The organism is Companilactobacillus suantsaicola, assembly GCF_004745525.1.
Taxonomy (GTDB): Bacteria; Bacillota; Bacilli; order Lactobacillales; family Lactobacillaceae; genus Companilactobacillus; species Companilactobacillus suantsaicola.
This window is the reverse complement of the sequence record NZ_RKLY01000006.1, coordinates 40,069-66,927: the sequence shown is the minus strand read 5'-3', so window position 1 is coordinate 66,927 and position 26,859 is coordinate 40,069. Positions and strand designations below refer to the sequence as shown.

General features: G+C 35.3%; 28 protein-coding genes and 1 tRNA gene. 23 read left to right on the top strand and 6 right to left on the bottom strand.

The genetic code is table 11. From position 1 onward, the window contains the following. Positions 1 to 2 precede the first annotated feature (2 nt). The 8 genes from EGT49_RS12420 (at position 3) to EGT49_RS03475 (ending at position 5,768) form a co-directional block, all read left to right on the top strand. Complete coding sequence (locus tag EGT49_RS12420; protein WP_167849742.1) at positions 3 to 170, top strand: hypothetical protein; 168 nt, start codon at positions 3 to 5, stop codon at positions 168 to 170. After that, positions 142 to 414: a hypothetical protein gene (locus EGT49_RS03505; RefSeq protein ID WP_135371577.1), complete on the top strand. Its 273-nt coding sequence runs from the start codon at positions 142 to 144 to the stop codon at positions 412 to 414. Before EGT49_RS12420 ends, EGT49_RS03505 begins: the two co-directional genes overlap by 29 nt. Then, complete coding sequence (locus EGT49_RS03500) at positions 415 to 2,277, top strand: AAA family ATPase (protein WP_135371576.1); 1,863 nt, start codon at positions 415 to 417, stop codon at positions 2,275 to 2,277. It abuts the gene before it with no gap. A 12-nt stretch (positions 2,278 to 2,289) separates the two neighbouring features. Beyond that, a complete protein-coding gene (locus tag EGT49_RS03495) occupies positions 2,290 to 2,679 on the top strand; it encodes a hypothetical protein (RefSeq protein WP_135371575.1) in 390 nt (129 codons plus the stop codon). Between the two features lie 85 nt (positions 2,680 to 2,764). Then, a complete protein-coding gene (locus EGT49_RS03490) occupies positions 2,765 to 3,184 on the top strand; it encodes a phage holin family protein (RefSeq protein ID WP_135371574.1) in 420 nt (139 codons plus the stop codon). Further along, the gene (locus EGT49_RS03485) at positions 3,184 to 4,134 is read left to right on the top strand and encodes a peptidoglycan recognition protein family protein (protein WP_135371573.1); all 951 of its coding nucleotides are present in this window, start codon (positions 3,184 to 3,186) and stop codon (positions 4,132 to 4,134) included. Before EGT49_RS03490 ends, EGT49_RS03485 begins: the two co-directional genes overlap by 1 nt. Positions 4,135 to 4,684: 550 nt before the next feature. Further along, positions 4,685 to 5,233, top strand: a complete 549-nt coding sequence (locus EGT49_RS03480) for a hypothetical protein (RefSeq protein ID WP_135371572.1) — start codon at positions 4,685 to 4,687, stop codon at positions 5,231 to 5,233. A 22-nt stretch (positions 5,234 to 5,255) separates the two neighbouring features. After that, positions 5,256 to 5,768: a helix-turn-helix domain-containing protein gene (locus EGT49_RS03475; protein WP_135371571.1), complete on the top strand. Its 513-nt coding sequence runs from the start codon at positions 5,256 to 5,258 to the stop codon at positions 5,766 to 5,768. A gap of 216 nt (positions 5,769 to 5,984) precedes the next feature. On the opposite strand, the gene EGT49_RS03470 is transcribed toward EGT49_RS03475, so the two are convergent. Beyond that, positions 5,985 to 6,055: transfer RNA gene (locus tag EGT49_RS03470), tRNA-Gly, on the bottom strand. 167 nt (positions 6,056 to 6,222) lie between these two features. On the opposite strand from EGT49_RS03470, the gene EGT49_RS03465 reads away from it, so the two are divergent. The 3 genes from EGT49_RS03465 (at position 6,223) to EGT49_RS03455 (ending at position 9,915) form a co-directional block, all read left to right on the top strand. Further along, positions 6,223 to 6,705 carry a hypothetical protein gene (locus EGT49_RS03465; protein ID WP_135371570.1) on the top strand — a complete coding sequence of 161 codons (483 nt, stop codon included), beginning with the start codon at positions 6,223 to 6,225 and terminating at the stop codon, positions 6,703 to 6,705. A 585-nt stretch (positions 6,706 to 7,290) separates the two neighbouring features. After that, complete coding sequence (gene argS / locus EGT49_RS03460; protein WP_135371569.1) at positions 7,291 to 8,982, top strand: arginine--tRNA ligase; 1,692 nt, start codon at positions 7,291 to 7,293, stop codon at positions 8,980 to 8,982. Positions 8,983 to 8,994: 12 nt separating this feature from the next. Further along, on the top strand, positions 8,995 to 9,915 hold the full coding sequence (locus EGT49_RS03455) for a prenyltransferase (protein ID WP_167849741.1): 921 nt from the start codon (positions 8,995 to 8,997) through the stop codon (positions 9,913 to 9,915). Positions 9,916 to 9,976: 61 nt separating this feature from the next. Here the strand turns inward: EGT49_RS03455 and EGT49_RS03450 are convergent, their stop codons facing one another. Beyond that, on the bottom strand, positions 9,977 to 10,891 hold the full coding sequence (locus EGT49_RS03450; RefSeq protein WP_135371567.1) for an RluA family pseudouridine synthase: 915 nt from the start codon (positions 10,889 to 10,891) through the stop codon (positions 9,977 to 9,979). A gap of 90 nt (positions 10,892 to 10,981) precedes the next feature. Here EGT49_RS03450 and EGT49_RS03445 point away from each other — a divergent pair, with 90 nt between their 5' ends. The 5 genes from EGT49_RS03445 to EGT49_RS03425 all read left to right on the top strand — a co-directional run bounded on the left by EGT49_RS03445 (position 10,982) and on the right by EGT49_RS03425 (position 17,994). Continuing rightward, a complete protein-coding gene (locus EGT49_RS03445; protein WP_135371566.1) occupies positions 10,982 to 13,054 on the top strand; it encodes a PBP1A family penicillin-binding protein in 2,073 nt (690 codons plus the stop codon). Positions 13,055 to 13,063: 9 nt separating this feature from the next. Then, positions 13,064 to 13,405 carry a YlbF family regulator gene (locus EGT49_RS03440; protein WP_135371565.1) on the top strand — a complete coding sequence of 114 codons (342 nt, stop codon included), beginning with the start codon at positions 13,064 to 13,066 and terminating at the stop codon, positions 13,403 to 13,405. Positions 13,406 to 13,466: 61 nt separating this feature from the next. After that, positions 13,467 to 14,627, top strand: a complete 1,161-nt coding sequence (locus EGT49_RS03435) for a metallophosphoesterase family protein (protein ID WP_135371564.1) — start codon at positions 13,467 to 13,469, stop codon at positions 14,625 to 14,627. A 2-nt stretch (positions 14,628 to 14,629) separates the two neighbouring features. Beyond that, complete coding sequence (locus EGT49_RS03430; RefSeq protein WP_167849740.1) at positions 14,630 to 17,056, top strand: ATP-binding protein; 2,427 nt, start codon at positions 14,630 to 14,632, stop codon at positions 17,054 to 17,056. Then, a complete protein-coding gene (locus tag EGT49_RS03425; protein WP_246013794.1) occupies positions 17,053 to 17,994 on the top strand; it encodes a 3'-5' exoribonuclease YhaM family protein in 942 nt (313 codons plus the stop codon). Before EGT49_RS03430 ends, EGT49_RS03425 begins: the two co-directional genes overlap by 4 nt. A 178-nt stretch (positions 17,995 to 18,172) precedes the next feature. On the opposite strand, the gene EGT49_RS03420 is transcribed toward EGT49_RS03425, so the two are convergent. From EGT49_RS03420 to EGT49_RS03410, 3 genes are all read right to left on the bottom strand, one after another. Further along, positions 18,173 to 19,075, bottom strand: coding sequence for a peptidylprolyl isomerase PrsA (locus EGT49_RS03420; protein WP_135371561.1), 903 nt, complete (start codon positions 19,073 to 19,075; stop codon positions 18,173 to 18,175). 106 nt (positions 19,076 to 19,181) lie between these two features. Beyond that, positions 19,182 to 19,475: a hypothetical protein gene (locus tag EGT49_RS03415; RefSeq protein ID WP_135371560.1), complete on the bottom strand. Its 294-nt coding sequence runs from the start codon at positions 19,473 to 19,475 to the stop codon at positions 19,182 to 19,184. Between the two features lies 1 nt (position 19,476). Then, the gene (locus EGT49_RS03410) at positions 19,477 to 19,905 is read right to left on the bottom strand and encodes an HIT family protein (protein ID WP_135371559.1); all 429 of its coding nucleotides are present in this window, start codon (positions 19,903 to 19,905) and stop codon (positions 19,477 to 19,479) included. Between the two features lie 90 nt (positions 19,906 to 19,995). Here EGT49_RS03410 and EGT49_RS03405 point away from each other — a divergent pair, with 90 nt between their 5' ends. From EGT49_RS03405 to trmB, 3 genes are read left to right on the top strand one after another with little or no spacing between them, the layout of a single operon-like run. Then, entirely contained in the window at positions 19,996 to 20,730 is a 735-nt protein-coding gene (locus tag EGT49_RS03405) for an ABC transporter ATP-binding protein (RefSeq protein ID WP_135371558.1), read from the top strand. Then, a complete protein-coding gene (locus EGT49_RS03400; RefSeq protein ID WP_135371557.1) occupies positions 20,730 to 21,947 on the top strand; it encodes an ABC transporter permease in 1,218 nt (405 codons plus the stop codon). Before EGT49_RS03405 ends, EGT49_RS03400 begins: the two co-directional genes overlap by 1 nt. Positions 21,948 to 21,963: 16 nt before the next feature. Beyond that, positions 21,964 to 22,611, top strand: a complete 648-nt coding sequence (gene trmB / locus EGT49_RS03395) for a tRNA (guanosine(46)-N7)-methyltransferase TrmB (RefSeq protein WP_135371556.1) — start codon at positions 21,964 to 21,966, stop codon at positions 22,609 to 22,611. Positions 22,612 to 22,619: 8 nt separating this feature from the next. Here the strand turns inward: trmB and EGT49_RS03390 are convergent, their stop codons facing one another. Further along, positions 22,620 to 22,934, bottom strand: a complete 315-nt coding sequence (locus tag EGT49_RS03390) for a hypothetical protein (RefSeq protein WP_135371555.1) — start codon at positions 22,932 to 22,934, stop codon at positions 22,620 to 22,622. A 128-nt stretch (positions 22,935 to 23,062) separates the two neighbouring features. Here EGT49_RS03390 and EGT49_RS03385 point away from each other — a divergent pair, with 128 nt between their 5' ends. From EGT49_RS03385 to EGT49_RS03370, 4 genes are read left to right on the top strand one after another with little or no spacing between them, the layout of a single operon-like run. Continuing rightward, positions 23,063 to 23,389 carry a thioredoxin family protein gene (locus EGT49_RS03385; RefSeq protein WP_135371554.1) on the top strand — a complete coding sequence of 109 codons (327 nt, stop codon included), beginning with the start codon at positions 23,063 to 23,065 and terminating at the stop codon, positions 23,387 to 23,389. Between the two features lie 22 nt (positions 23,390 to 23,411). After that, positions 23,412 to 24,044 carry a YtpR family tRNA-binding protein gene (gene ytpR, locus EGT49_RS03380; RefSeq protein WP_135371553.1) on the top strand — a complete coding sequence of 211 codons (633 nt, stop codon included), beginning with the start codon at positions 23,412 to 23,414 and terminating at the stop codon, positions 24,042 to 24,044. Positions 24,045 to 24,052: 8 nt separating this feature from the next. Next, positions 24,053 to 25,384 (top strand): UDP-N-acetylmuramate--L-alanine ligase, encoded by a 1,332-nt coding sequence (murC, locus tag EGT49_RS03375; protein ID WP_135371552.1) that lies wholly within the window; start codon positions 24,053 to 24,055, stop codon positions 25,382 to 25,384. Between the two features lie 58 nt (positions 25,385 to 25,442). Continuing rightward, positions 25,443 to 26,834, top strand: coding sequence for an MFS transporter (locus EGT49_RS03370; RefSeq protein ID WP_425456244.1), 1,392 nt, complete (start codon positions 25,443 to 25,445; stop codon positions 26,832 to 26,834). Positions 26,835 to 26,859 lie beyond the last annotated feature (25 nt).

Genomic DNA, 26,859 nt, shown 5'->3' with positions numbered 1-26,859 from the left:
TTATGGAGAATAAAGGAAATGCGAATGAAGTAATTAAAGACTTAGCTGGTAAATTAGCTAATACACAGGTTGAGAATTCTATTCTTTTTATCGAAAATAAACATCTCAAAGAAGAAAATGAAGAATTGAAGGTGAAGTTGAATGGCAATGATTTACATAAAAACAAATAATTTGGGAGCCGTCACAGATTATTTAAAATCTGATGACGATTCCGAATATAGTTTCAAACTGTTTAATGATTTTAAGCCAGATGAATCGTTAATTAATGATGGTTATATTTATGTCCATTTGATTGATTCAGAATATCCATTGTTTGAGAAACTTCATGACTACTATACATATTTTGATGGTCAACTTCACAGACCTTATAACTTTGATAGAAAAATAATCGAAAATATACTGGGCGGTGATTAAATGAGTTTACAACCAATTGTTTTAGATACAGACAAGACAACCCCAATTTACGAGTTACCTTTGAAGATTCGTCAAGGCGACACAGGCGACGAGCTACAAGTAACACTTGGGAAGTCATTCGAAAAATATACGGACTTATCTAAAGTTGACATTGAACTCATTGCCAAAACGCCCGACCAACGACTAATTAAGCAAACTGTGACTGATAAGTCGGGAAATACGTTCAAGGTTAAGTTTCCAGATGAAATGTATACAAATGTTGGCGTATTCAGAAACATGTATTTCAAAGTCGGAGACGATTCCACATCAAGCGTGAAGTTAGTCGTTCTACAAGGGATCGGATCAATAAAAGAGGCAGGAAGCTACATTGATGATTTTGAAACGCTGATTGATGAAGCCGAATCTTATGTTTTAGCCTTAAAAGACTTTGCCGATACTGGAAATGCAACGATTGATGATAAAGTTACCGAGCTGACTGGCAAGATGCAAAGTTTCGTGGATAAGTCGAAGGAAGACTTAGATGCTGCTAAAGCGGCGTGGAGTACATTCCAAAGTAGTTCACAGACAGCAGCAACTTCGCAGCGTGACGGTTTCGATGCGGAATTTAACAAGCTAATTTCTGATGATAAAGCAACGTTCAAAGACATTACTACCGAGTTTAATACAGCCGTGGACACTGCTAAGTCTCAAAACACAGCCAACCAAACTACGTTTGAGAGTGCCGAAAGTAAACGAGCAAGCGACTTCAAAACTCAATCAGAGGGATTCAGCACAAGCGCAACTAGCCAACGAAGTGGCTTTGATACAACTTTCAAGAAATTTATATCCGATAATCAAACTAGCGTGGATGCTTTAAAGAGTGATTTAACTAGTGCTACATCCGCCGGTACTAAGCAAAATGCGGATAATCAGACCGCTTTTAATTCAGCTCAAAGCAAGCGAGCCACTGACTTCACTAATTCACAGAAAGCTAATTCCACGGCGTTCACGAGCGCTCAAGATAAGCGTACTAGTGATTTTAATAGTCAAAAGTCAGGTTTTGAAACTGATTTTGGCAAGCAAAAAACAGATTTCGAAAATCGATTTAAAGCACTTCTAACGACTTTGCAAGGCGATTTTGACGACTTCAAAGACTTGATTAATAACGACGTAACAAGCTTAAATAATAAGCTTAAAACCGTTGGTACTAATGTCGATTCCATGGAAGCCAGAGCTAACGAAATCGCTAGCACCTTACATGATGTCGATTTAACACAAATGGCTACAAATAAGGCTGACATTGATAAATTAAAGGCTGATAACACAGTCAACAAGAAAGATATCGCTAGTCTTAAAACTGACAATGGAGCGAACAAGAGCAACATCGGTAAATTGCAAACTAGCGTTAACACGAATACTACCAATGTCGGTAAACTTCAAACTGATGTCGTTAATAATACTAAGAAATTCGCTAATTACACGTCCACAGCTGACTTAAATACAAAGTTAAATTCGTACGCAACTCAAGCCAAATTAACAGATGCTTTGAAGTCGTATTCCACGACAGCGAATGTCGATTCTAAGATTGCTACAGGTGTTGGACAAGCGAAAACATACGCCGAACAAAGTATCAAGGATATTATCGGTGCTGCTCCTGATACGCTGGACACTATCGGAGAGCTAGCGGATGCCGTAACTAAAAATAAAGACGGTGTTCAAGCTATCAACGAAGGGATTACTAAGAAAGCCGACAAGACGGACGTTACAGCACTACAGAATACCGTTCAAACTATGATTACTTCAATCAGTCAAGCTGATTACGATAAGTTAGTTAGTGCCGGTACCGTTGATCCAAAAATTTTATATGTAATTCCGGATGCTTAAGGAGGTATCTAAATGAATTTAAAAATTGGAGGTAATAGCGTGGGTAAAATTATGTATGGCGGTCAAGAGTTTGGTGGAGCATCTAAATTAGAACCGGGAACAATTTTGTATATTTCTGAGAGAGCTGAAACAGGTTTGAAAAACATACACTTGTTAAACACTACAAAGAATTGGTCAAATATCGATGGCATTCATTTTCAAGTCCGTCAAGATAAAAGTAACATCAACATTATTGACGCTCGGATTTATAGTGATGATTTTAAAAGCTTAGATACAGGAAAAAAATATGACATAAATAGTTATTATTCGATAACTGTATCAAGGTCTATTATTGACGGAGAATATAGGCTAAATGCTTCTGATTCTGGTATTGATCGCGTATTCTTAATTAAAGCTATTTAAACTTGGTATAGGAGATATAAAAATAACTAAAACCACAGCCTTATAGGCTTATTTTTTTACAAAAAATTAGGGAGATGAAATATATATGTATGCACCATTACCAAACGTCGGCCTAATGAATTGGGTCTATGCAATGGAACACTTAGACACAAATCCGCTGCTTTTTACACTGGCAGTTTTAATTTTAGCCGATGTAATAACTGGGATTTCAAAGTCATTAGTAACATCTACAACCGATAGCTCAATCGGAAAAAAAGGATTCGCCATTCATATCACGATCATACTGCTAGTGTGGCTATTATATCCGTGGTCAATCGCCATTGGATATGAGTGGGTAGGAGACGCAGTTTTATGGCTGTGGATATTTATGTATGCTACGTCAATCACAGAGAACGTAGGACAGATGGGCTTACCATTACCGCACTTTATCAAGGATAGGCTTAATAAGCTTAGCGATTACGCTGAAAATGGCGAACCTAAAAACGAAAATAAGGAGGACAAATAATGAATTTCAATGTCGATAATGCTTTTGCATTAGGAACTTATGAAGGTTCATCCACACGAACAGCCAACAAATTTATTGTTTTGCATGAAACAACAAATATTGGTGCCAAAGCTAATGCGAGTTACTTCAAAAATAATTGGTCAACAACTCAAACTTATGTCCAATACGTCATTGGTGACGGTGGAAAGATTTATCAAGTTGGTGCTGACGGATATCAAGCGTGGGGAGCTGGTTCTTATGCAAACGCCAATTCGCCAGTACAAATTGAACTTGCTCGTACGACTGATAAAGCTACTTTTAAGAAAGACTATGCAACTTTTGTTAATTTTGCACGTTCCAAAGCCCGAGAATTTGGCATTCCCACCACACTAGATGCTTATGGAAACGGAATTAAAACTCATAAGTGGATTTCAGATAATATCTGGGGTTCACATACTGATCCCGTTAATAGCTATTTAGAGCCATTCTGGGGAATCACACATGAGCAGCTAGCTAAGGATATTCTAAGCGGTATCAGTGAGCCAGTAGCACCTAAGAAGACGTTTACTAATATCAATAACGTTGTTACCGTATTAAACGGCAACGTTAAGGCTTACGCCACATATAAGAAAGATGGCTCAGCAAATGGAACAACCAACATTGGACCTGGTACTGGTTGGATTTCAGCCGGTATCGAGATGATTAACGGTAAACCTCATTACTTAATTGGTGGTAACATTTACATCCCTCAATCAATTACCACATTCAATGATAGAGTAGCTATTAACTCTGATATTCCAGTCCACGCTGTGGATCATACAGGCAAAGTGGTTAATATTGATTTAGTTGGTGGCTCAGCTTGGAAATTTGGCAGTATGTCTAATATTCCCGGTGCTGGCTGGTGTTACCAAATCGCTACAGATATGTTCTTGCCTATTGAATACGCTCAAGGTTCAGGTTTCAAAGGCTAATTGGACAAAATAGCAAAACTGATTATATTAATTTAATAAATTGTTGTGTATATTAAAAGAGTGCTTAAAAGCACATCAAGCCTTTAAACACACCATTCTGGTTAGACAATCATTTAGCTCTCATCTATTAATTTAGATGAGGGCTTTTTTGTTTGTCTAAAACTGTTGACTTTACACTACGTGTTCGGTTTACAATTTGTATAATGTGTATTATATTATATATGAACATTAGTGTTATATCCTCTATTGATTTGGTTAATCAATAGTGTTGTCTCTATCTGTTGGTTACAGATAGGTTGCTCGTATCGTCTGTCCTTTTCTCTCCTAGTTTTTGCCGTTGGCTGGGAAAGGGACTTTTTTTTTTACAATTATACAGATAATAAAATAAAAAGTATTTTAAATATAGTAATTAAAGAATATAGATATGAAAGGAGCCTTCACATTCATTTGTGAGAGCTTTTTTTATTTTGGTTATTTTATAAAGTATACTTTACATTTTATAAAGCGTGCTTTATAATGTACTTGTAATCAAGGAAAGGAAGTCATCAAAATGACTGATTTAAAATATGATGTTTTAAACTTAAAAAATGAAGAATTAGTTGATAGTAAGAAAGATGTTATTGATTCAGTTAACGGTTATATTGATACGGCTGTTGAAGAAGGCTTTGAACCTTTAAAATCAGCATTTGAAGATGGAGAAGTTTCCAAAGCTTTAGATTATGATGAGGCTGTTGATTTGTATCACGATTATATTGATGATGGCATGCAAGATGAAATCGCTGACACAATTAGTGACGTTGATAAACAATCTAATGAAATAGATGAACTGAAAAATAAAATTGATGAAATTCAAGACATCATTTATATAATCAGTAAGGATTTTGAGATTTTAAACATTGAAGTTTCTCACAAGACAATTTCAACATATCTAACAATTAAACGTTCTGATGATTTCATCAAAAAATACGAAAAATACTTTGATACTTCGTTTGATGGAAATTCAAAGAATAATGAAATATCAATTAGAATTTCTGATCATAACGTTGGTGGTAACGAATTTTATGATTATTCACACAGTGAATATGAGTGGCTGGTTTAATTAAAAAGTGGAGGATTCAAAAATGAAAAACGTTGAAAAGATTCAAGAATTTTTAGACAACAAGAGACGTGGTGACTACATTAATTTAAAGGGAAAAACTAACCAAATTTTAAACGCCAATGTTTTTGATAAAGATGACTATGATTATTTCTATAACAACGAAGATGAATGGGTTAAAGGCGGGAACATGGTAAGCCCCGAAGATGTCAAAGATAATGATATTGTTGTGACTTATTATGGTTTGAACAATGACGGAGCCGAAGACAGTTTTATAGTTGGTAATCCTAACCAGGAAAAACAACAACAGGCTTTAAATAAATTTGTTGAATACTGGAGAGATTTCCTTACGGTTGAGCCAATCGACAAAGCGCGGTTGATTTTAGGCAACAAGTCCATTAAAGACAAAGAGTTGGCTCAAAAAGTTGGCGTTAGTCGAATGATGATCAATAATTATAGAAATGGTGTTTATGATCTAGACAAGGCCAAATACGAAATAGTAAAAGCACTAGCCGATTTTTATGATGAAACAAATTAGATAAGTAGCCTACAAATTTATGTGGACTTTTTTTGCACAAAAAAATCGCTAGACAATTTGTCTAACGATAAAACTTATGCTCTCACAAAATATTTTCGTGACACACACGTGACACACTTTTATGTATTATATATGGGACTTATCGAAACTTATGAAAATAGAAACGTTGATTTATAGGCTTTTCATAAGCTATCGAAACTTATCGGAACCGTATAAAGCGAACTACGAGAATCGAACTCGCGACACTAGCTTGGGAAGCTGGTATTTTACCATTAAACTAAGTTCGCATTTATCACAACTATTTAATTATACAACACATTATTCCAAAAAGATAAGTTTTATTTAAAATTCCCTTGTAAAACTACAATATAAATTGATTTTTAATTATCCTTACCATAGAATCAAAGTTGACGGTAGAATTCTATCGATATATTGCGTCAAGGAGAAGATTATAATGAAAAAAACATTGGTTACTTTATTAGCCGCTGTTTCATTAATGGGTGGATTTGCCACAGTTGCTACTGGTTGCTCAACCAATACTAAAAATACTGAACAAGTTGAAAAGCACTCTGCTAAAAAGATCACTAAAGATGAAGTTAAAGGTCATGATTATGTCGGTGTGAGTGATGACAATAAAGATCAATACCTAACTTTCTTTACTGGTAAAGATAAGAAGACTGTTCAATTTGTTCGTGTAAGCAAAAACGGTTCACAAAAAGCTATCACTGATTTTAAGAAGGCTAAACTGGTTCTCAACAAAAAGAATCCTAAGAAATTCAAGATTGACGGCTTTAGAATTTTAAAGGAACCTGATTTTGAATGGAACTTCGTTAAAGTTGGTAAGACAACAATCAAATCTCCTGATGGTAAGAAGTGGAAACTCTATAACGGAACACACAAACAAGCAGTTAAAGCTGTTCAAAAGAACGGTAAATAATTTTTAAAACTTACTGAGAAAACAGTGTCTACTATAATGCGGATGAGATATCACGCAAAAAAATAGATGCTGTTTTTTTTGCAGAACGCGACAGACTTAACCATTGCAAAAAGGCATTATCACGTCTAAAATAAAACCAGTAAAAACGTTTCAAAGGCGGGGTAGTATGTTCAAATTTCAAACTAGGGCAGGCTCTTTAATTGGAACTTTAGGTGGCGTTTTCTTAGCGCATGTCTTTAAATTACGTGATAAAGTTCTAGACGAAAAAAATAATTGTTTCCTATAAGATTAGGAAATTGGTGTAATGATAATCGTAAATAAAGATTGTTATTGCAGTTTTTATGTGCTATCATATTTTTGCAAAAGAGGGACTAATTAGTGATTCGATTTTCAGCGAGGTCAAGTTTGGTGTGAGTTGACCATTTCGGAAGCTAAGTCGCATCCCGTCTTAATTAAATATAAATTTAATACATTAAATAATGAGTGGATATTAATCAATTAGAGTGGTACCGCGGGAAATCTCGTCTCTTTCAATACTAGTATTGTATTGGAAGAGGCGTTTTTTTTATCCAATAGGAGGAAAATATGGACTTTAAGAAACAAGTAGTTGACGCATTGGTCAAAGTTTTACCAGACGAAATCACTGAGGAACAAGTTACAAAATTAATTGAAAAGCCTAAGACTTCAGATTTAGGTGATTATGCTTTTCCAACTTTCATCTTGGCAAAATCATTACACAAGAATCCTAAAGTTATTGCTGAAGAATTAGTTGGTCAAATCAACACTGACGGTTTTGAAAAAGTTGTTAATACAGGAGCTTACATTAACTTCTTCTTAGACAAAAAAGCTTTTTCAGAAGATGTTATTAAAGAAGTTTTAGATCAAAAAGATAATTATGGAAACGATAATTTAGGTAAAGGACGTAACGTACCAATCGATATGTCATCACCTAACATCGCTAAACCTATGTCAATGGGTCACTTGCGTTCAACTGTTATCGGTAATTCAATTGCTAACATTATTAAAAAATTGAACTATCAACCAGTTAAAATCAATCACTTGGGGGATTGGGGAACTCAATTCGGTAAGTTGATCGTTGGTTACAAATTATGGGGTTCAGTCGAAGAAGTTGAAGCTGATCCAATTAATAATCTTTTGAAATATTATGTACGTTTCCACAAGGAAGCTGAAGAAAAACCAGAACTTGATGACGAAGCACGTGCTTGGTTCAAGAGAATGGAAGATGGCGACGAAGAAGCACTTGCTCTTTGGACTTGGTTTAAGGAACTTTCATTAAAAGAATTCCAAACAATCTATGACCGTTTAGGAGTTGAATTTGATCACTTTACTGGTGAATCATTCTACAACGACAAGATGGATGCCATTGTTAAGACTTTGGAAGACAAGAACTTGCTTGAAGAAAGTCGTGGAGCTGAAATCGTTGATTTATCACAATATGACTTGTCACCAGCTTTGATTAAGAAGACTGATGGTGCAACACTATATATCACGCGTGATTTGGCTGCTGCCAAGTATCGTAAAGATACTTTTGACTTCGTGAAATCACTTTACGTTGTTGGTAGTGAACAAGCAGAACATTTCACTAAGTTGAAGATTGTTCTAAAGAAGATGGGTTACGACTGGGCTGACGATATTGTTTATATTCCATTTGGCCTGATTACAACTGGTGGTAAGAAGCTTTCAACTCGTAAGGGTAACGTTATCTTGCTTGAAGATGTATTGAATGACGCGGTTAAGTTAGCTAAGAAACAAATTGAAGAAAAGAATCCTAACTTAAAGAACAAAGATGCTGTCGCTGAAGCTGTTGGTGTCGGTGCGGTTGTTTTCCATGATTTGAAGAATGATCGTCGTGATAGTTTTGACTTCAACCTTGAAGAAGTTGTTCGTTTTGAAGGTGAAACTGGTCCTTACGTTCAATATACTAATGCCCGTGCTTTGAGTATTTTGAGAAAAGCTGATGTTGACTATAGCGATGCTGACAGCTTTGCCGTTACTGACATTGAAGCTTGGGATACTTTGAAGATGTTGGCTGATTTCCCTAATGTTGTACAACGTGCGGCTAACTCATATGAACCTTCAGTAATTGCTAAGTATGTTTTGAAGCTTGCTAAGAGCTTTAACCAATACTATGCACACAGTCGTATCCTTAACGACGACGAAGGTTTGAAAGCTAGACTTGCCTTAGTTAAGTCAGTTTCAACAGTATTACAAATGTCTCTAGCACTCCTAGGTGTTAAAGCTCCAGAAGAAATGTAGGGTGAATTAATTTTGGATAGAAAACTTTTTAGCGAACTATCAGAGATAAAAACGACCACGCTTGATTTAGCGTGGTTGATATTAGCAATAGGTTTTACTTATCTAAATTACGAAACTTTCAATTTCTTTTACGGAATTTTAGGTTTTATCGCGGTTTTCTTCATTCATCTGTTCATCAATTTTCACAATAATTTGATGGATTATCGCAATTCAAAGAGTGAAGAATATCGTGAAAAAATCAGTACGATTGGAATTAATCGTGAATCATTGGCAGTAGTCAAAAAATGGATGTACGGTTTGGCCATTTTTCCATTAATAATTGGAGCCTTCTTAGTATATAAGACCGGTTGGTTTACTTTGGCACTCGGTGTCATTGGAGTTGGCATTGGTCTGTTATACTCAGCAGGACCCAAACCACTTAACTCTACAATGTTTGGAGAAGCAGTGGTGGCTATTGCCATAACCCAACTGATTCCTTTGACTTATGTCTATTTAGGCTTAGTCGGGATCGGTAAATTTGATTCTAGTACCGCAATTTCGGTGATTTTGGTCAGTCTACCAAATACATTTGCTGCCTTTTGTGCAGAACTTGCTAACGGAACTTGTGATCTAGAAGCAGATGTGAAAAATGGTCGTCATACATTGGTCGGAACAATTGGGAAAGCCAATGCATTAGATTTATTCAAAGCTAGTTGGGCCTTAGCCTTCCTGCTAATTCCCATTATGGCAATTTTAAAAGTAGTACCTTACATTACACTTCTTCTCGTACTACTTTATCCAAATATTTGGGATGATTTGCGACCTTACTTGAAAGAGCAAGTTAAGACGCAAACGTATCCTTTAGTAATCAAAGCAGTAACTAAATTGGCTGTGGGATATATTTTATTAATTGCTGTCGGGGCGATTATAAAATTGATTATGTCCATCTTTTAGTTACTAAAAACCAGAAAAGTTAACTCACTCCTAAACTTTTTTGGACAAAAAGAGAGCTCATCTAATTGTCGGGATTAGATGAGCTTTTTGGTTGCTTAAAATAAGCACATAGTAAATTATACATATCTTTAGGTAATTTTGCCTTAATTTTTTTAGATTTTTCACTAAAGGGCTCTTGGAAAGTTAGTTCGTCGGCGAATAAAAATAACTTATCACGCTTCAAATCGGCGTTATATAGTGGATCATTGACGATTGGCCAACCCATATATGACAGGTGAACTCGTAGTTGATGGGTGCGGCCAGTCAAAAGATTTAATTTTAATAGAGCATATTTTTCATTTTTTTTAACGACTTCAAATTTTGTGACGGCAGAAAGTCCATCGGCTGAGACTTTTCGTTTGCGAACGTCGTTAGGATCTTGGGCGATAGGTAAATCAATTGTTCCTGAATTAGGAATTGGTTTGTTAAGCTTAACTAAAGCTAAATATTGGCGATGTAAAGTTTTAGAACTCAATTGACGATTAAAAATCGGCACCAAGTAAGGAGTTTTTGAGATCAGGACTAAACCGGAAGTTTCCATATCGATGCGATGAACCATGTAGGGATGACCGTTTTTTAAGTAGTTTTCCACATCATTCATGAGTGAATCCGATTCGTCAGTTTTATTGGGATGAGTTTTTTTCCCGGCGGCTTTATTTACCACGATGATGTCGTCATCTTCATAGGCGACGTCTATTTTGTCGGTCCCTGGTAAATATGATTGTTGACTCCGGGGTGGAAAATTAAAATTAAGAGTAATTTGGTCATTTTCACGGATAATAGTATTGAATGGTTGGTAAATTCCGTTGACTAAAACGTCATGCTGAATTCTTAAAAAGTGCTGCCATTTCTTTGGTATCAACCATTTTTGCAATAATTGTCGCAAAGTTAATTGGTCTTTTGACTGGGAATGGTATACGATATTTTTTTGATACATTAATTGTGGGCTCCTTAAATATTGGTGAGTAAATTAAAAAAAGTTTCGATAATGTGATAAAATTTGTTCTTATACAGAGGTATTTAAACAATGAATAATGACAACAGGTTTTGGGATTGGCTCAAACCGAAATTACAAATTGCTTGGACTTTCATTAAGAAGTATTGGAAGAGATTCCAGATTACGCGCTGGATCATTCTTTTAATTTTAACAATGATTTTAGTTTTAAGTGGTTTCTGGACCTATAAAGCCAAAACTGCTAATGTTCAAAATTTGCAGTCATCGCTACAAACAAAGACAACTGTCTTGGACAAAGATGGTGATGATGCAGGTGAACTTTATGCTAACAAGGGTACTTATGTTAGTTACGATAAGATTTCAACAAATATTCAAAATGCGGTAATTTCGACCGAGGATCGAACATTTTGGACTAATCCAGGTTTTAGTATTAAAGGATACGCTAGAGCAGCTCTGGGATACTTGATTCATCACGGTATCACAGGTGGTGGTAGTACGTTGACGCAACAATTGGCTAAGAATTCACTTTTGACCCAAAAGCAGACACTTGCTCGTAAAGGTGAGGAGTTATTCTTGTCGATTGAGATCAATCGTGTCTATTCTAAAAAAGAAATTTTGACGATGTATTTAAACAACGCTTATTTTGGTAATGGTGTCTGGGGTGTCCAAGATGCTTCTGAAAAGTATTTTGGTAAGAATGCCTCAGAACTTAATCCTGCTGAGGGCGCAGTGTTAGCTGCCATTTTGAAGGCTCCTAATAATTACAATCCAATTGATAGCATGACTAATTCCAAAGCTCGTCGTAATTTAGTCTTAGACTTGATGGTTGAAAATAACAAATTGACGAGTTCGCAAGCTTCATATTACAAGAATACACCAATCTATTTAAATGATAATTATTCTGGTAATAGTTCTTATAAATATCCTTACTTCTTTGATGCGGTAATTTCTGAAGCGGTTAATAAGTATGGCCTTAAAGAAGACGATATTTTGAATAAGGGTTATAAGATTTACACTACATTGGATCAAAATATTCAAACGAAGATGCAAAATTCCTTTGATAACAGTTATTTATTCCCAGCCAATGCAGCTGATGGTACCAAAGTTCAAGGAGCATCAATTGCGGTTGATCCAAAAACGGGTGGTATTTTAGCGGTAATCGGTGGTCGTGGTGAGCATACTTTTAGAGGCTACAACCGTGCGACTCAGATGAAACGTCAGCCAGGTTCAACGATTAAACCGTTGGCAGTTTATACACCGGCGATTGAAAATGGCTACAGTTATGATTCAGAATTGCCAAATGAGGTAACTAGTTTTGGGAAAAATAAATATACCCCAACTAACGCTGATGGTATTTACTCGAAGACGATTCCAATGTATAAGGCATTAGTCCAGAGTGAAAATGTTCCTGCCGTAGCGTTGCTAGATAAAATTGGCGTTAAAAAAGGTGTTTCCTCAGTGGAAAACTTTGGAATCGATGTTCACAAGAATGACCGTAACTTAGCTTTGGCATTAGGTGGATTGGAAACTGGTGTTTCACCATTACAGATGGCTCGTGCTTATACAGCTTTTGCCAATGAAGGTAAATTGGCTTCGACTCACTTCATTACTAAGATTGTTGATTCAACTGGTACCGTGATTGTAAACAATACCAACACTTCGAATAAGCAAATCATCAGTAAAAATACTGCTAAAGAAATGACTAGTATGATGCTAGGAGTTTACAACGAAGGTACTGGTAAAACAGCTAAACCCGCTGGTTATCAAATTGCTGGTAAGACCGGTAGTACTGAAGTCCCTGACAATTGGGGTTACGCCGGTACTAAGGATCAATGGATGATTGGTTACACACCTGATGTCGTCGTTGCCAGTTGGATCGGTTTTGATTCTAGTGATCAAAATCATTTCCTTCACAGCTACAGTGAAAATGGTGTGGCATCACTCTTTAAAAATGAAATGCAAAACATCTTGCCACAAACTAAACAAACTAGTTTTGGAGTTAAAGACGCTTCAAGTTTAGCAACTGATAATCAAGATGATTCTGACAGTAGTGATATTACAAAAACTATCGAAGATGGTGTAGAAAACATTAAAGATAAAGCCTCAGAATGGTATAATGATATTAAGAATTTTTTTGGTCAATAGGAGGACTGTATGAACATTTATGATAGCGCCAACCAACTCGAACAAGATTTGAGAAAGACGACAGAGGTTTCAGACTTGAAATTAGCTTTTGAAGCAGTTAAAGCTAACGACCTAGCCTACAAACTTTTTGATAAAGTTCAAAACAAACAATTTGAATTACAACAAAAACAAATGCAAGGTCAAGAAATCACCGATGATGATATCAATGCCATGCGTGAGTTGACAGATCAACTTTCAAACTACAGCGAAATTCAAAACTTGATGGAAAAAGAACAAAAAATGAATTCCATGATGGATGAATTGAATAAAATCATTTCAAAGCCAATCGCTGAAATTTATCAAGATAAATAATAAGGACTTAGGGCTTAGGTATTTTTGCTCAAGTCCTTTTCTTTTACGGGGGAGTTTTAGAATGAAGTTTTTGCATGCAGCTGACCTGCACTTGGACACACCATTTGTTGGAATCAGTAATTTTTCTAAAGATTTACAAACTAAATTAAAAGAGTCCACCTATGAAGCTGCCAAGAAGATTTTTCAAACGGCAATCGATGAGATGGTCGATTTTGTCATCCTGGCAGGGGATATTTTTGATGATACTGACAGTTCTTTGAAGGCACAAATGTTTTTGAAGGCTCAATTTGAAGAACTGAAGCAGGCGGGAATCAAGGTTTTTATGATTTATGGAAATCACGATTACTACCGAAATAATTTTTCAGTCGTTAATTTTCCTGACAACGTCTTCGTATTCGGAGCAACCCCTGAGACAAAGGTACTTACAGCTAGGGATGGAAAGACTGTCGGTATTACTGGCTTTAGTTATACTCAACAACATATCAATCAAAATGTGGTTCGAGATTATCCTGAGCACGGTGATTTTGATTATCAGATTGGCATCTTGCATGCAGGTGTCGCTGATAATAATTATGCGCCCTTTACCATCAGTGATTTGTTAACTAAAGGGTACGACTATTGGGCTTTGGGACATATCCATAAAAGAGAGGTTTTACATACTAATCCCACGATTGTTTATCCGGGTGATATTCAAGGTCGTAATCAAAACGAAACTACTCCTAAAGGCTTTTATTTAGTTTCAGTTACCAACGATACGACCGAATTGAAGTTTGTCCAGAGCAGCATTTATACCTGGACTAAAGAATCCTTGACTGTTGATAGTCAGGACTCGATTGATTCGTTGATTGCCAAAATAACTGATCTTTTGGCAAAACCGCAGTTATTGACCTTGACGATCGACGATGCACAAGAATTACACCAGGACGTTTTAAAGACAATCGAACGCAATGAATTGTTACTACAGATTTTGACGTTTAATACGCCAGGATTGTTGTATAAAATCAATTTAAAGTTCAACAAGAATGCTCAATTGTCGGCAATCGACCAAAAGTACTGGGATCAGGCCCAAGAAAAGGCGATTGACTTGGATAGAATCAAAGATTTTGATAGCAAACTATACAGTTCTGATGTAATTCGAGAGCATATCAATCAACCGGACTTTTTAAAACACATAATTGAATTAACCAAAAATACAATTAATCAAAAATATACTGGAGAATAATCGTGAAATTAGTTAAAGCAAAAATTTATGGCTTTGGTAAATGGGTCGATCAAGAATTCGACTTTAAATCGGATTATCAAGTTATTTTTGGTTCCAATGAAGCAGGTAAAACAACTCTTTTAAACTTTATTAAAAGCATTCTTTTCGGATTTGCTTCTGGTCGTGGGGAAAATAAATTTTTACAGTACAAGCCTAAGAACAGTAGTAAATACGGTGGTGAACTGGAGTTTCTCTCTGATGATCAAAGTCATTGGCTGGTCAAAAGGATCGAGGGGAAAGGTGATGGAGAATTAAGTCTCTTTCACGATGGTCAACATGTTCCGGATAGTTTAATTAAGGAGATTGTTGGTAGCTTCACCAAAGATGATTTTGAAAATACCCACGTTTTCGATGATAAGAATATCTTTTCTATTTATGGATTGGATGAAAATCAATTAGAAACAGAAATCATGTCCGTCGGTGCAGTCGGTAGTAAAGAATGGTTAGCGACAGCAGATAAGTTTAATCAAGCTGCTGAAACTATTTATAAGAAACGTGGTCAGAAACAACCGTTGGTTGCTAAATTAAAAGAGCGAGATGATCTTTTAGCTGAAAAAGCTGAATTTGATAATCAGCAAGTTGCTTATAAACGAGTTACTGAACAACTAGCGAAGACTCAAAATGATTTTGACACTAACGAGAAGTTATTGGAACCAATCAGTAAAAAAGAGAATGGTTTACGTAATTTAGATAAGAAATGGGTTCGTTATGAACAATTTCAGATGGCTAGTCCAGTTGATGAAGAGGTACAAATTAGTAGTGAGGACTGGGAAAACTTTTTAACTGATAACCAAGAACTCAGTACGTTAGCGGAAACTTCAACAACCAGTAGAGTAGCAACCTTAAACAATGTTGAAAAAGCAATTTTGGAAAATTATCGTCAACACCAAAAACGTTTGGATTATATTCGTAATCAGAAATTTGAGTTACAAAATCTGCAATTTCATCGTGACGATATGAAAGCTAAGTTGTTAAAAGTTGATGCACAAGTGGATCAATTGTTTAAAGATAATCCGCAATTGTCCGAGGATATGCAACCGCTAACAAGTCAAGAATTAGAGGATATTACCCCAGAACCAAATACCAAGAATTATAATTTACCTTTGATAATTACTATTGCAGCGGTTATTTTGATGTTTGTTACTAGTAATCCTTTAAAAATGATCTTTGCTGTAGTGGCGATTGCCTGTGGCGTTTGGTATTGGTATCAAGGGCGTAATAAGAAATTGGAAAGTGATGGTAACTTTCCATTCTTACAACAAAAAGGTTATTTGAACTTAACCCGAGAAAATATTTTGAATCTGCAAAGTACAGTTATCCAACTGGCAAACTTTCGAACTTCGCAAAAGAGTTTAGTCGATGGTATCGATGCGATTGAAGTAGATTTGAATAAGTGGCGTAATATCTTAATTGAGTTAAATGTCTTAGATAAGTCATATAAAAAAGATAATTATAATGAACAAATCGAAAAGTATTTCTCAAACTTAGATCAAATTAAAGCACGAGCTGATTTAAACGAACAGAATGAATCTGCCACTCAGAAAATGACGGATAATCGTAATCAGAGATTGCAAACTATTAATGAAGAGATCAATCAAATTGTCGCCAAATATCAATTACCTAGCGTTGAATCATTTGTTCAACTGCACACTAGACAAGTCAGAAATCAAAGTACTCTCAATCAAATTAAACAAGATAAAGCCTTTTTAGGCGATGATTTGAGCAACTTGCAACAATATTCCAATCATGATGCATTGATTAATGATTTGAATCAAGTGGTTGCTCAAAAGACTGAATTGACGGAGAAAAATAATCAATTGAGTCGACAAATGGGCTCTTTAAAGGAACAAATGCAACAGATTTTTGACAATAAGCAGTATCAAAAGGTAGTCGATCAATTAGCTCAAAATAAGACTGATATCATTGAATACTATGATGACTGGTTAGCTAAGAAATTGGCTAGTCAATGGATCAAAGAGATGCTAAATATTGCAACTGAAAATCGTTATCCTAAGATGATTGCCCAAGCTACACAGTATTTCTCACTATTGACGAATAAAAATTATAATAGAATTGATTTCAAGAATAATAGTATCGTTGTTTGGAGTACAAATAAGAATCAGTTTGACGTTCACGAATTATCACAAGCAACGACTGTTCAACTTTATTTATCATTGAGATTAGCATTCGTGACCGAAATTTCAGATTTGATCAAGTTACCAATTTTGATTGACGATGCTTTTGTTGATTTTGACATTACTAGAACGGACAATGTTTTGAAACTGATTAAAAAAATTGCACAAACTAATCAAGTGATTTATGTAACAGCACAAGAACCAACTGACGTAGCTTACGATCACATCTTAAATTTGGAAGGAGAGAATAAATAGTGGCCAAACATATTATTGACTTTAATAAAGGTGAGAATATGAGTTTGGAAGTTATTATCAAACGTTCAGATTTTCGCTTGGCTAAGAATGGCAAGAATTTTTTATCATTGGTCTTTGAAGATAAATCAGGGCAGATTCCCGGGAAATATTGGGATGCCAGTCAAGAAGATGCCCAGAAATTCCACGTTGGAGCAGTAGTTCAACTAGAAGGTCGGCGTGATCTCTATCAAGGTAAACCGCAAGTAAATATTACTCGTCTCGGCGTTTTAGACGAAAAGACAGTTGATATGTCACAATTCGTTCAAACGGCTCCTATGAAGCGCAAGGATATGGAAGATGAGTTTGATGATGTCTTTTTACAGATCACTAATGGCGCTTGGAATCGAATCGTGCGTTATTTATTTAAGAAGTATCATGACCAATTCTTCACCAGTGCCGCTGCCAAAAGCAATCATCATGATTTCCAAGGCGGCCTGGCCTATCACACATTAAGTATGGTGCGGATTGCTGAAAAGATGGCAGATCTGTATCCACAAATAAATCGTGCCTTATTGATTGCTGGAGCCTGCTTGCATGATTTTGGTAAGATCATTGAATTGTCAGGCAGTTTGGATATTGAATATACATTTGAAGGTAATATGTTAGGCCATATTACTATTGTTGATGAAGAAATTGTTAAAGCAGCAACTGATTTAGATATTAGTTTGGATAGCGAAGACATGATTCTTCTAAGACATATGATTTTGTCTCATCACGGCTTATTAGAATATGGTTCACCAGAGCGTCCTAAGTTGTTAGAGGCTGAAGTATTGCATAACATTGATATGATGGATGCTTCGATCAATATGATTACCAAAGCATTGGATAAAACCGAAAATGGCAATTTCTCTGAACGAATTTTCGGACTAGATAACCGTTCGTTCTATAAACATAGTTAAGTTTTTGAGTTGATAGAAATGCAAAAGAGAATCTTACTAAACTGCAGTGAATTGCTGCAATAAGTAGGATTCTCTTTTTTGTCGATATTCTTCCTTATTTTTGAATAGGGAAGACGGCAGTTAATCACTAATCAAAAAAGAACCCTAGAAAAAATCTAGAGTTCTTTTAATTTATTGATTATTTTTTACTTGATGAAGATGATGAAACGTAACCTGAAAGAACGTCTTTCAAATCACTATCCTTGATAGAAACATCAGCCTTCTTCAAGACTTTAGAAATAACACCTTGCATAACTGTTGAATCTTGTAGCCATGAAGCATATAACTTAGATTTAAGTTCTGATTCGTGATCCTTCATAGTACCCTTAGCAGGTTTCTTGAGAAGTTTGATAACACTGTAACCGTAACTTGTCTTAACAGGTGTAGTTGTGTAGTCACCAACTTTGTCTAGCTTGTATGCAGCTGTCTTAAAGTCAGTATCGATACTTGTTGAATCGTTATCAAAGGCAGCTAATTTACCACCTTTGTTCTTTGTAGCTGAGTCTGTTGAGTATTCTTTAGCAAGTTTTGTGAAGTCGCCACCGTCTTGAAGTTTTTGAATAACTTCTTCAGCAGTTGATTTCTTGCTTACAAGGATATGTGCAACAGTGATCTTAGGTTGGTAATTCTTCCATTCTTTCTTTAGTTGTTTGTCAGTAACTTTCTTGTTCTTCTTCAAAGCAACTTTTGTAAGAAGATTAGTACGGATATTCTTCTTAAATTGAGCAGTTGTCATACCATTTTGTTGAAGAATTGAACTAAATGAAGAACCGTATTGGCTCTTGTACTTGTTGTATTCTTTTGTGACTTGTTTTGTTGAAACGTCCTTACCATATTGGTCTTCTAAGGCCTTTGTGATAATCATTGTTTGAAGTGTTTGCTTACCTTGAGAAGAACTCTTCATTTCCTTGTAGTATTCTTCTTGGGTAATCTTTCCACCCTTCATTGTGGCAACAGTTTTATTGTCAGAACAACCAGCAACAACAGTTACCATTAACAGACCAGCAAGTGCCAAGATCCATTTAGTTAATCGTTTATTCATCTTTACACATCCTTAATTAATATATCTACAATTGAAAAGACTACCATAAAATGTTGTTAAAAGAGTGTCATTTTAGGAAAAAATCACAAAAAATTCATATTTAAACTTAGTCTTTTTTGAATTTATCGAGATTTTCTTTCATTTCTGCAATTGAAGCTTGTAGCTCTTCAACATCTGGTTTAATACTTCTAGTATAATTATTCAAGTCATCAGAAATTCCAGAAACGACTTCGGGAACTTGAGCTGAATTCTTCTGTAGTTCAACTAAGATATCTTTAAAATCTTTTATATTCTGGAATATCTTGGTATCATAAACACTAGATATAGCATCTTTTGATTGGACAAGATGAATTGCGGCACCTGAAACAGCACCAATTACAAATCCACTAAAAAATTTCATGTTAATCCTCCAAGTTTTCCTTGATCTTGTCGGCACGCTCTTGTAGTTCTTCAGCACTAGCTAGACCAGTGTTGTCACCCCAATGCATTGAGAAAGCATCATCTTTGGAGTAACGAGGAACTAGGTGAATGTGTGAGTGCATAACACTTTGGTAAGCAATCTCGCCGTTGTTTTGGCAAATGTTCATTCCGATAATTTTAGGATTAGAAGCTTTAATAGCACGGGCAATCATTGGTACTTTCTTGAAAACACGTTCTGCTAAGTCTTCGTCATATGCGAAGATATCCTTAACGTGTTTTTTAGGAACTACTAAAGTGTGTCCAGGTGTGACTTGTGAAATATCGAAGAAGGCCTTGATATCGTCATCTTCGTAAATAGTAGTACTTGGAATTTCGTTGTTTATAATTTTACAAAAAACGCAATCATCCATGTAAAAAATCTCCTTTCAAAATCAGCAATATATTTACTACAATGCTATCATATTAACATTATTAAAAACAGACAATAGGTGGTTTAATCCATGACTTTAGAAGTAAAAGAACTGACCGGAGGGTACGGTCAAGTAGCAGTTTTAAAGAAAGAAACGTTCACCGTTGAAAGTGGACAGGTCGTTGGTTTAATTGGTCTAAACGGGGCCGGTAAATCAACTACGATCAAGCATATCATCGGACTTTTGACACCACGTGGTGGTCAAATCTTGATTGATGGCATCAGTTTGCATGATGATGTAGAAAAATATCGTAAGAAGATTGCCTATGTTCCTGAAATGCCGATCCTTTATCCAGAATTAACATTGAGAGAACATATTGACCTAACGATCATGGCTTACGGCTTGGATCATGATAAAACTTGGGAGAATGCTAATAAATTGTTGAAAACATTTCGTTTGGACAATAAATTAGATTGGTTCCCACAAAATTTCTCAAAAGGTATGAAACAAAAAGTTATGATTGTTTGTGCCTTCATGACTGATGCATCACTATTCATTATTGACGAACCATTTACGGGACTAGATCCATTAGCTGTCAATGATTTATTAAATATTGTTGAAGCTAAGAAGAAAGCGGGATGTTCAGTTTTGATGTCAACTCACATTCTAGCTACAGTTCAAAATCATGCGGATAAATTTGTTTTGATCAATCAGGGGCAAGTTCGAGCTGATGGAACGCTTGATGAATTGAAGAAGAAATTTAACATGCAAGCAGACACTAATCTTGATGATATTTATATCAAGATGTCACACGAGGACTTATAATGACTGATCTTTGGCAAAAACGATTAAGAAGACATCAGCTTAATCAGTTTAAATATTTACGTTTGATTTTCAATGATAATTTTGTTTTGGCCTTTATTGTATTGATTGGGGCCTTAGGATTTTGGTATTCTAATCTTTTGGGTACGATTCATCATCAATTAGTATTGGGAAAGCCGATTGTGATTCTGATTTTATTTTTAGCAGTTCAAATCGGTGGAATCGCGACGTTGTTGGAAGATCCCGATAGTACGTTCTTACTAGTAAAAGAAAAACAATTTTATCGTTATTTTAAAGCAGCTAAAAATTACAGTGTCTTTATTCCAATCGTGACACTAGCTTTGGTCAATTTTTTGCTGTCGGCTTTCGCATCTAGGGCAGCAGGATTAAAAATAATTGATATTGTTTTGATAGCCATCGGTTTGATCGTTTTCAAGTTAGGTTTTCTAAATGTTAATTTCATGGCTTTGTACGGTGAGAATCATTTAGGTAGTTTAGATTTGAAATTGTTTTCAAATATTTTGTTAGTGGTATCGTTGATTGTTTCAACATATTTCTTTAGTGCAACAATGATAGTTGTGGCGCTAGTTTATTACTTATTCTTGAATGTGCGGGTAAAACCATTAGAAACTAGTGGTCGCTTGCGTTGGGAATATGCAATTGCTACTGAAAATCAACGAATGTTTCGTATCAAGCGATTTTATAATCTCTTTACTGATGTTCCCGGCGTTAATAGTAAAATTAAACGTCGGAAATGGTTAGACGGTCTGTTCAATTTCATCAAACCAAAAAAGAGGAATACATATTTATTCCTCTTTGCTCGTGGATTTGTTAGAAATAATGAATATATCGGTCTATTTTTACGTTTGACGATCATTCAAGCAATCATGCTATGTTTGATTGACAGTTTTTACATTTCTTTGATAGTCGAAATGCTATTTATTTATTTGGTTGGTTTCCAATTGAAGCCTTACTTCAAAGAAGTGATGCAAAATTTGATGCAACGTCTTTATCCAATTTCTGGGAAAGAGAAGATTGCTTCATTTACTAAATTGAGTACTGTCATTTTGACTATTCAATGGATCATCAGTGCTTTTGCCATTCTTTATAAGTTTGGTATGAGTACTAATAGTCTTATCATTATTATTGCTGGTTTAGCCGTCTTAGTATTTGTAAATTATTTTTACATGCCAAGACAATTGAAAAAATATCTAGATTAATGGAGAATTTTGATTTATGCGATTAAGAAACAAACCTTGGGCCAAGGATATGATCAACGAAAACCTTGACCTAATTGCAGTTCAACCTGAAGGTATGCAAGGTAAATGGCAAAGCCGTTTTGCAAAAGAACAACCACTATTTATTGAAGTTGGTTCAGGAAAAGGAAAGTTCATCACTGAGTTGGCCCAACAAAATCCACAAAATAATTATATTGCGATGGATGTTCAAGAAGGTGCAATTGCCTTGGTACTAAAAAAGCAAGTTGAGTTAAGATTGCCCAACTTGCAATTACTCTTGGCGAATGGTGCTGACTTATCAGAATTATTTGCGGAAAGTGAAGTTGACGGAGTTTACTTGAACTTCTCTGATCCTTGGCCTAAAACGCGTCACGAAAAGCGTCGTTTGACTTATAAGAGCTTTTTGAAACAATATCAATATATTTTAAAGGATGATGGTTATCTTCGCTTTAAGACTGATAATCAAGGCCTTTTTGAATATTCTTTGATCAGTATGAATAATTTTGGTATGAAATTTGATGAACTATCATTAGATTTACATAATGATGAAGTTATGAATGCCCAAAATATTGAAACTGAATACGAAGAAAAGTTCTCAAAAAAAGGCTTCAGGATTAATTACCTGAAAGCCCATTTTGAAAATTAGTTTATTAATTATTGTACTTTTTTAATATTTAGTAATTCACCGGTAATAGCATCAGCAATGAAGTGATATTGAGCAACGTCAAATTCATCCATCGTCGTTACGCCACCAACGATTCCCCAAGTAGAACGTCCATTGACGTCAACACGTTGGTAGAATGGCTCAACCCAGGAACCAATGACTTTGCTATCTTCGCCCAAAACGGACTTAACTTTATCAATAATCTTTTCGCTATCTAGATGGTGTTTTACTAAAACTGTTGCACAAGCTCCAGCTACAAGTACAGAACCAGCGACGATTAATGAACCGATACCTTTTTTACTCATAAAAAATCACTCCTTGATTTCGATTTAATGATATATTACCACTATTATATATCATTCAAAGGTTCAAGAACATTTAATTGACCGTTTTAAAAATAAAAAGTATCTTATTGACAGAGGTGAAGTTAATTATGAAAGAAATTGAAGATTATAATGTAAAAGATTGGCATGAAGCAGTAAAGGAAGGAAAGTATGTCCTATTTTTCCACGCTGACTGGTGCCCAGACTGCAAATTTATCGAACCAAAGATGCCAGAACTAGAACAAGAATATTCTGATTTTACTTGGATCAGTTTCAATCGTGATAACAACATGGAAGCTGCTCAAGATTTATCAATTATGGGTATTCCTAGCTTTGTTGTTATTGAAAATGGCAAAGAAATTGGTAGACTAGTAAATAAAGATCGCAAAACTAAAGAAGAAGTTGAGACCTTTATTAACAGTGTAATTAACAAATAATTAATCAAGTGAGGGGAAAAACTTGCTATTAAGCTTTTATAATCCAGAAGTTTTAGGTGATATCTTAATTGTTGAGACAAATACTGACGTCAAAACTCAAGATAGTACCAAAAAAGATAATGTAGTACGTATTTTTAACGAAGAAAATGATGAAGCCATTGGTTTTAATTTCTTCGGTTTAGGGAAAGAATTGGGAATTCAAAATGAATCCGGTCAAGTCTTTCTGAATGAATCGCAAGTGGCCATTTTAAATGAGGCTCTTGCTAAAGCAGGTTTTTCTGACAAATTAGTTGCTGATGAAAGTCCTAAGTTTGTAATTGGACATGTGGATGAAATGAAAGCTCATCCTGATTCAGATCATTTGCATATCACTCAAACCGATGTTGGTTTGGATAAGCCAGTTCAAATTGTTTGCGGTGCTCCAAATATTGACCAAGGACAATTAGTTGTAGTCGCATTACCAGGTGCTGTTATGCCTACTGGTAAAGAAATTTGGCCAGGTGAGTTACGTGGAGTTGACAGTTTTGGGATGATTTGTTCTGCTCGTGAATTAGGTATTCCTAATGCACCACAAAAACGTGGTATTCTAGTACTTGATCATGGTCAAGCTGGTCAAGCATTTGATTTTGAAGAAGCAAAGAATTTGTTCAATTAGGAGCTATTATGGAAAAGACAGTTTATCATTTTGTTGGAATTAAAGGAACAGGAATGAGTGCTTTAGCACTTATCTTGAAAGATTTAGGATATGAAGTTCAAGGATCAGATATTGATAAATACACATTTACTCAACGTGGTCTTGAACAAGCAGGTATTAAAATTTTACCTTTCGATGAAAAGAATATTCACGAAGGTTTAACTATTGTTAAAGGAAACGCTTTTAACGATGATCAAGTAGAAATCAAAAAAGCTAATGATATGCATTTACAAGTAATTACATATCCAGAATTAGTTGGTAAACTAGTTTCAGAATACACATCAATCGGTATTGCCGGTTCACATGGTAAGACGAGTACAACTGGTTTATTAGCTCATACTTTGAGTGGAATTGCTAAAACATCTTATTTAATCGGTGACGGTACTGGTAAAGGTATTAAGGATGCGAAATTCTTTGTTTTTGAAGCCGATGAATATCGTCGTCACTTCTTAGCATACTCACCTGATTATTTGATCATCACTAATATCGACTTTGATCATCCCGATTACTTCTTTGGTGGAATCAACGACGTTGTTGATGCCTTTGAATCCGAAGCAAGAAAAACCAAGAAAGGTATTTTCATCTGGGGTGAAGATAAACATGCTAAGTCTATCCAAGCTGATACACCAATTTATACTTATGGTTTAAACGAATCAGATTACATTCGTGCAACTAACATCAAACGTACTGTCAAAGGTTCATCATTTGATGTTTCAATTAATGGTGAAAATATTGGTAACTTCCAAGTTCCATTATTCGGTGAACACAATGTTTTGAATTCATTAGCCGTAATTGGTGTCGGTCACATGGAAAAATTGGATCACGCTTTGATTAATCGTGAACTCCAAACATTCAGTGGCGTTAAGAGACGTTTCAGTGAAAAGAAGGTAGCTGATCAAGTTATCATCGATGATTACGCTCACCATCCACAAGAAATCAAAGCTACAATTGATGCTGCTAGACAAAAATATCCTGATAAGAAAATTATCGCAGTCTTCCAACCACACACTTATACTAGAACTTTAGCCTTGATGGACGACTTTGCTAAGTCACTTGATTTAGCGGATGAAGTTTACTTAACTAATATCTTCGGTTCCATTCGTGAAGCTCATGGGGATATTACAAGTAAAGACCTTGGCAACAAGATTCATAAGGGTGGTAAAGTTCTAACACTTGATGACATGTCACCATTATTGGAGTATCATAATACCGTTATGATCTTTATGGGTGCCGGTGATGTTCAAAAGTATGAAACTGCTTATGAACAATTATTGAGTACCTTAAATCCTAATCAACAATAAAATTAAAAACGAAGCTATGACAGAGCATATTGTCATAGCTTTTTTTTGTGGAAGAGGTATTAATTTGAAAGATGAAGTATCAACACGCGTCAAATTATCAATTTTGGCAGTCGGACTATTGTCGTTCACAGGAATTTTAATTGAGACTTCTATGAATGTAACTTTTCCGACTCTAACAAAGGATTTGAATGTTAGTTTGAACACTGTTCAGTGGCTAACGACTGGATATTTATTATTAACGACAATCGTTATGAGTACAACTGCCTACGTTTTAAAAAAGTTTGAGCCACTAAAAATTTTCTTATTTGCGACTTTACTGTGTTTAATCGGTTCAATGATTTGTTTTCTAGCTCCAAACTTTTCTGTGTTACTGATTGGTAGATTATTACAAGCAATTGCGACCGGTTTATCAACGCCATTAATGTTTAATTTGATTTTTGAAGAGATTCCGGTCTCAAAACTGGGACTATATACTGGTCTAGCGGGAGTTGTTATCTCATTAGCTCCAGCCTTAGGGCCAACTTATGGCGGGATTATTAATAAAATATGGACTTGGCGTGAAATATTTATTGGCGTAGTCCCATTAATTATTTTGTTAGCAGTTATTGGATGGCTTTCTATTAAAGGTAAAGCAAGTGGTACTCAAGGAATTTCTTTTGACTATTTGAGTGTCTTAGGATTGGCAATTATTTTTTCAATGATTTTATTTACTTTCAATCAAGCTGGAAGTCATAGCTTTTTATCAAAACAATTTTTGATAGCCCTTATTGTAAACATTGCCTTCATAGGAATATTTGTTTGGTATAACCATCAAAGTAAACGTCAGTTAATTGATTTTTCGATTCTAAAATTACCAGTTTTAAGATTAAGATTATTTAGTTACTTTAGTCTGCAATTTATCAATATTGGCTTGTCATTTGTGTTACCAATATTTGCACAAACCGTTTTGAAGTTAGATTCGGCACAAGCTGGTTTGATGCTTTTACCGGGGTCACTTTTGGGAGCAATTTTGGGACCATATGCCGGACATTTGTATGATCAAAAAGGTGCAACGATGCCACTTTTGATCAGCGGCTTTTTAATCACGATTGGGTCAGCTATATTTTGGTTTAAGAGTGCTAATTTAAGCTTGTTTAGTATTACAATAATTTATATTGTTGTCAGATTGGGATTCAATTTTGGTTTTGGCCCATCACTTTCCGATGGTAGTATGCAAGTTCAAGGACCTCAGAAGTCGGACCAAAATTCACTTTTCAGTATGATGCAACAGTATGCCGGTTCGCTGGGGACAAATGTTTTATCGGTTGTTATTTCGGCAACGGCTTTAACTAGTGATTCAAACTTTAAAACTGTTTTAGGTACTAAAAATGACTTCTTCTTGTTAACCATTTTGTCATGCTTAGTTTTAATTTCGGTGATTTATGTTTATTTTCGATATGAAAAAAATTGATGCTGCTATTTGCATTTTTTCGAAG

Bases quoted from the DNA above. Each gene is read 5' to 3' on its own strand.
- EGT49_RS03420 (WP_135371561.1), bottom strand. From the start codon at position 19,075: ATGAATAAACGATTAACTAAATGGATCTTGGCACTTGCTGGTCTGTTA.
- EGT49_RS03480 (WP_135371572.1), top strand. From the start codon at position 4,685: ATGACTGATTTAAAATATGATGTTTTAAACTTAAAAAATGAAGAATTA.
- EGT49_RS03505 (WP_135371577.1), top strand. From the start codon at position 142: ATGGCAATGATTTACATAAAAACAAATAATTTGGGAGCCGTCACAGAT.
- EGT49_RS03445 (WP_135371566.1), top strand. From the start codon at position 10,982: ATGAATAATGACAACAGGTTTTGGGATTGGCTCAAACCGAAATTACAA.
- EGT49_RS03450 (WP_135371567.1), bottom strand. From the start codon at position 10,891: ATGTATCAAAAAAATATCGTATACCATTCCCAGTCAAAAGACCAATTA.
- EGT49_RS03490 (WP_135371574.1), top strand. From the start codon at position 2,765: ATGTATGCACCATTACCAAACGTCGGCCTAATGAATTGGGTCTATGCA.
- EGT49_RS03500 (WP_135371576.1), top strand. From the start codon at position 415: ATGAGTTTACAACCAATTGTTTTAGATACAGACAAGACAACCCCAATT.
- EGT49_RS03435 (WP_135371564.1), top strand. From the start codon at position 13,467: ATGAAGTTTTTGCATGCAGCTGACCTGCACTTGGACACACCATTTGTT.
- EGT49_RS03465 (WP_135371570.1), top strand. From the start codon at position 6,223: ATGAAAAAAACATTGGTTACTTTATTAGCCGCTGTTTCATTAATGGGT.
- EGT49_RS03415 (WP_135371560.1), bottom strand. From the start codon at position 19,475: ATGAAATTTTTTAGTGGATTTGTAATTGGTGCTGTTTCAGGTGCCGCA.
- EGT49_RS03495 (WP_135371575.1), top strand. From the start codon at position 2,290: ATGAATTTAAAAATTGGAGGTAATAGCGTGGGTAAAATTATGTATGGC.
- EGT49_RS03475 (WP_135371571.1), top strand. From the start codon at position 5,256: ATGAAAAACGTTGAAAAGATTCAAGAATTTTTAGACAACAAGAGACGT.
- EGT49_RS03400 (WP_135371557.1), top strand. From the start codon at position 20,730: ATGACTGATCTTTGGCAAAAACGATTAAGAAGACATCAGCTTAATCAG.
- EGT49_RS03390 (WP_135371555.1), bottom strand. From the start codon at position 22,934: ATGAGTAAAAAAGGTATCGGTTCATTAATCGTCGCTGGTTCTGTACTT.
- argS (WP_135371569.1), top strand. From the start codon at position 7,291: ATGGACTTTAAGAAACAAGTAGTTGACGCATTGGTCAAAGTTTTACCA.
- EGT49_RS03405 (WP_135371558.1), top strand. From the start codon at position 19,996: ATGACTTTAGAAGTAAAAGAACTGACCGGAGGGTACGGTCAAGTAGCA.
- EGT49_RS03410 (WP_135371559.1), bottom strand. From the start codon at position 19,905: ATGGATGATTGCGTTTTTTGTAAAATTATAAACAACGAAATTCCAAGT.
- EGT49_RS03485 (WP_135371573.1), top strand. From the start codon at position 3,184: ATGAATTTCAATGTCGATAATGCTTTTGCATTAGGAACTTATGAAGGT.
- EGT49_RS12420 (WP_167849742.1), top strand. From the start codon at position 3: ATGGAGAATAAAGGAAATGCGAATGAAGTAATTAAAGACTTAGCTGGT.
- EGT49_RS03385 (WP_135371554.1), top strand. From the start codon at position 23,063: ATGAAAGAAATTGAAGATTATAATGTAAAAGATTGGCATGAAGCAGTA.
- EGT49_RS03440 (WP_135371565.1), top strand. From the start codon at position 13,064: ATGAACATTTATGATAGCGCCAACCAACTCGAACAAGATTTGAGAAAG.
- trmB (WP_135371556.1), top strand. From the start codon at position 21,964: ATGCGATTAAGAAACAAACCTTGGGCCAAGGATATGATCAACGAAAAC.
- murC (WP_135371552.1), top strand. From the start codon at position 24,053: ATGGAAAAGACAGTTTATCATTTTGTTGGAATTAAAGGAACAGGAATG.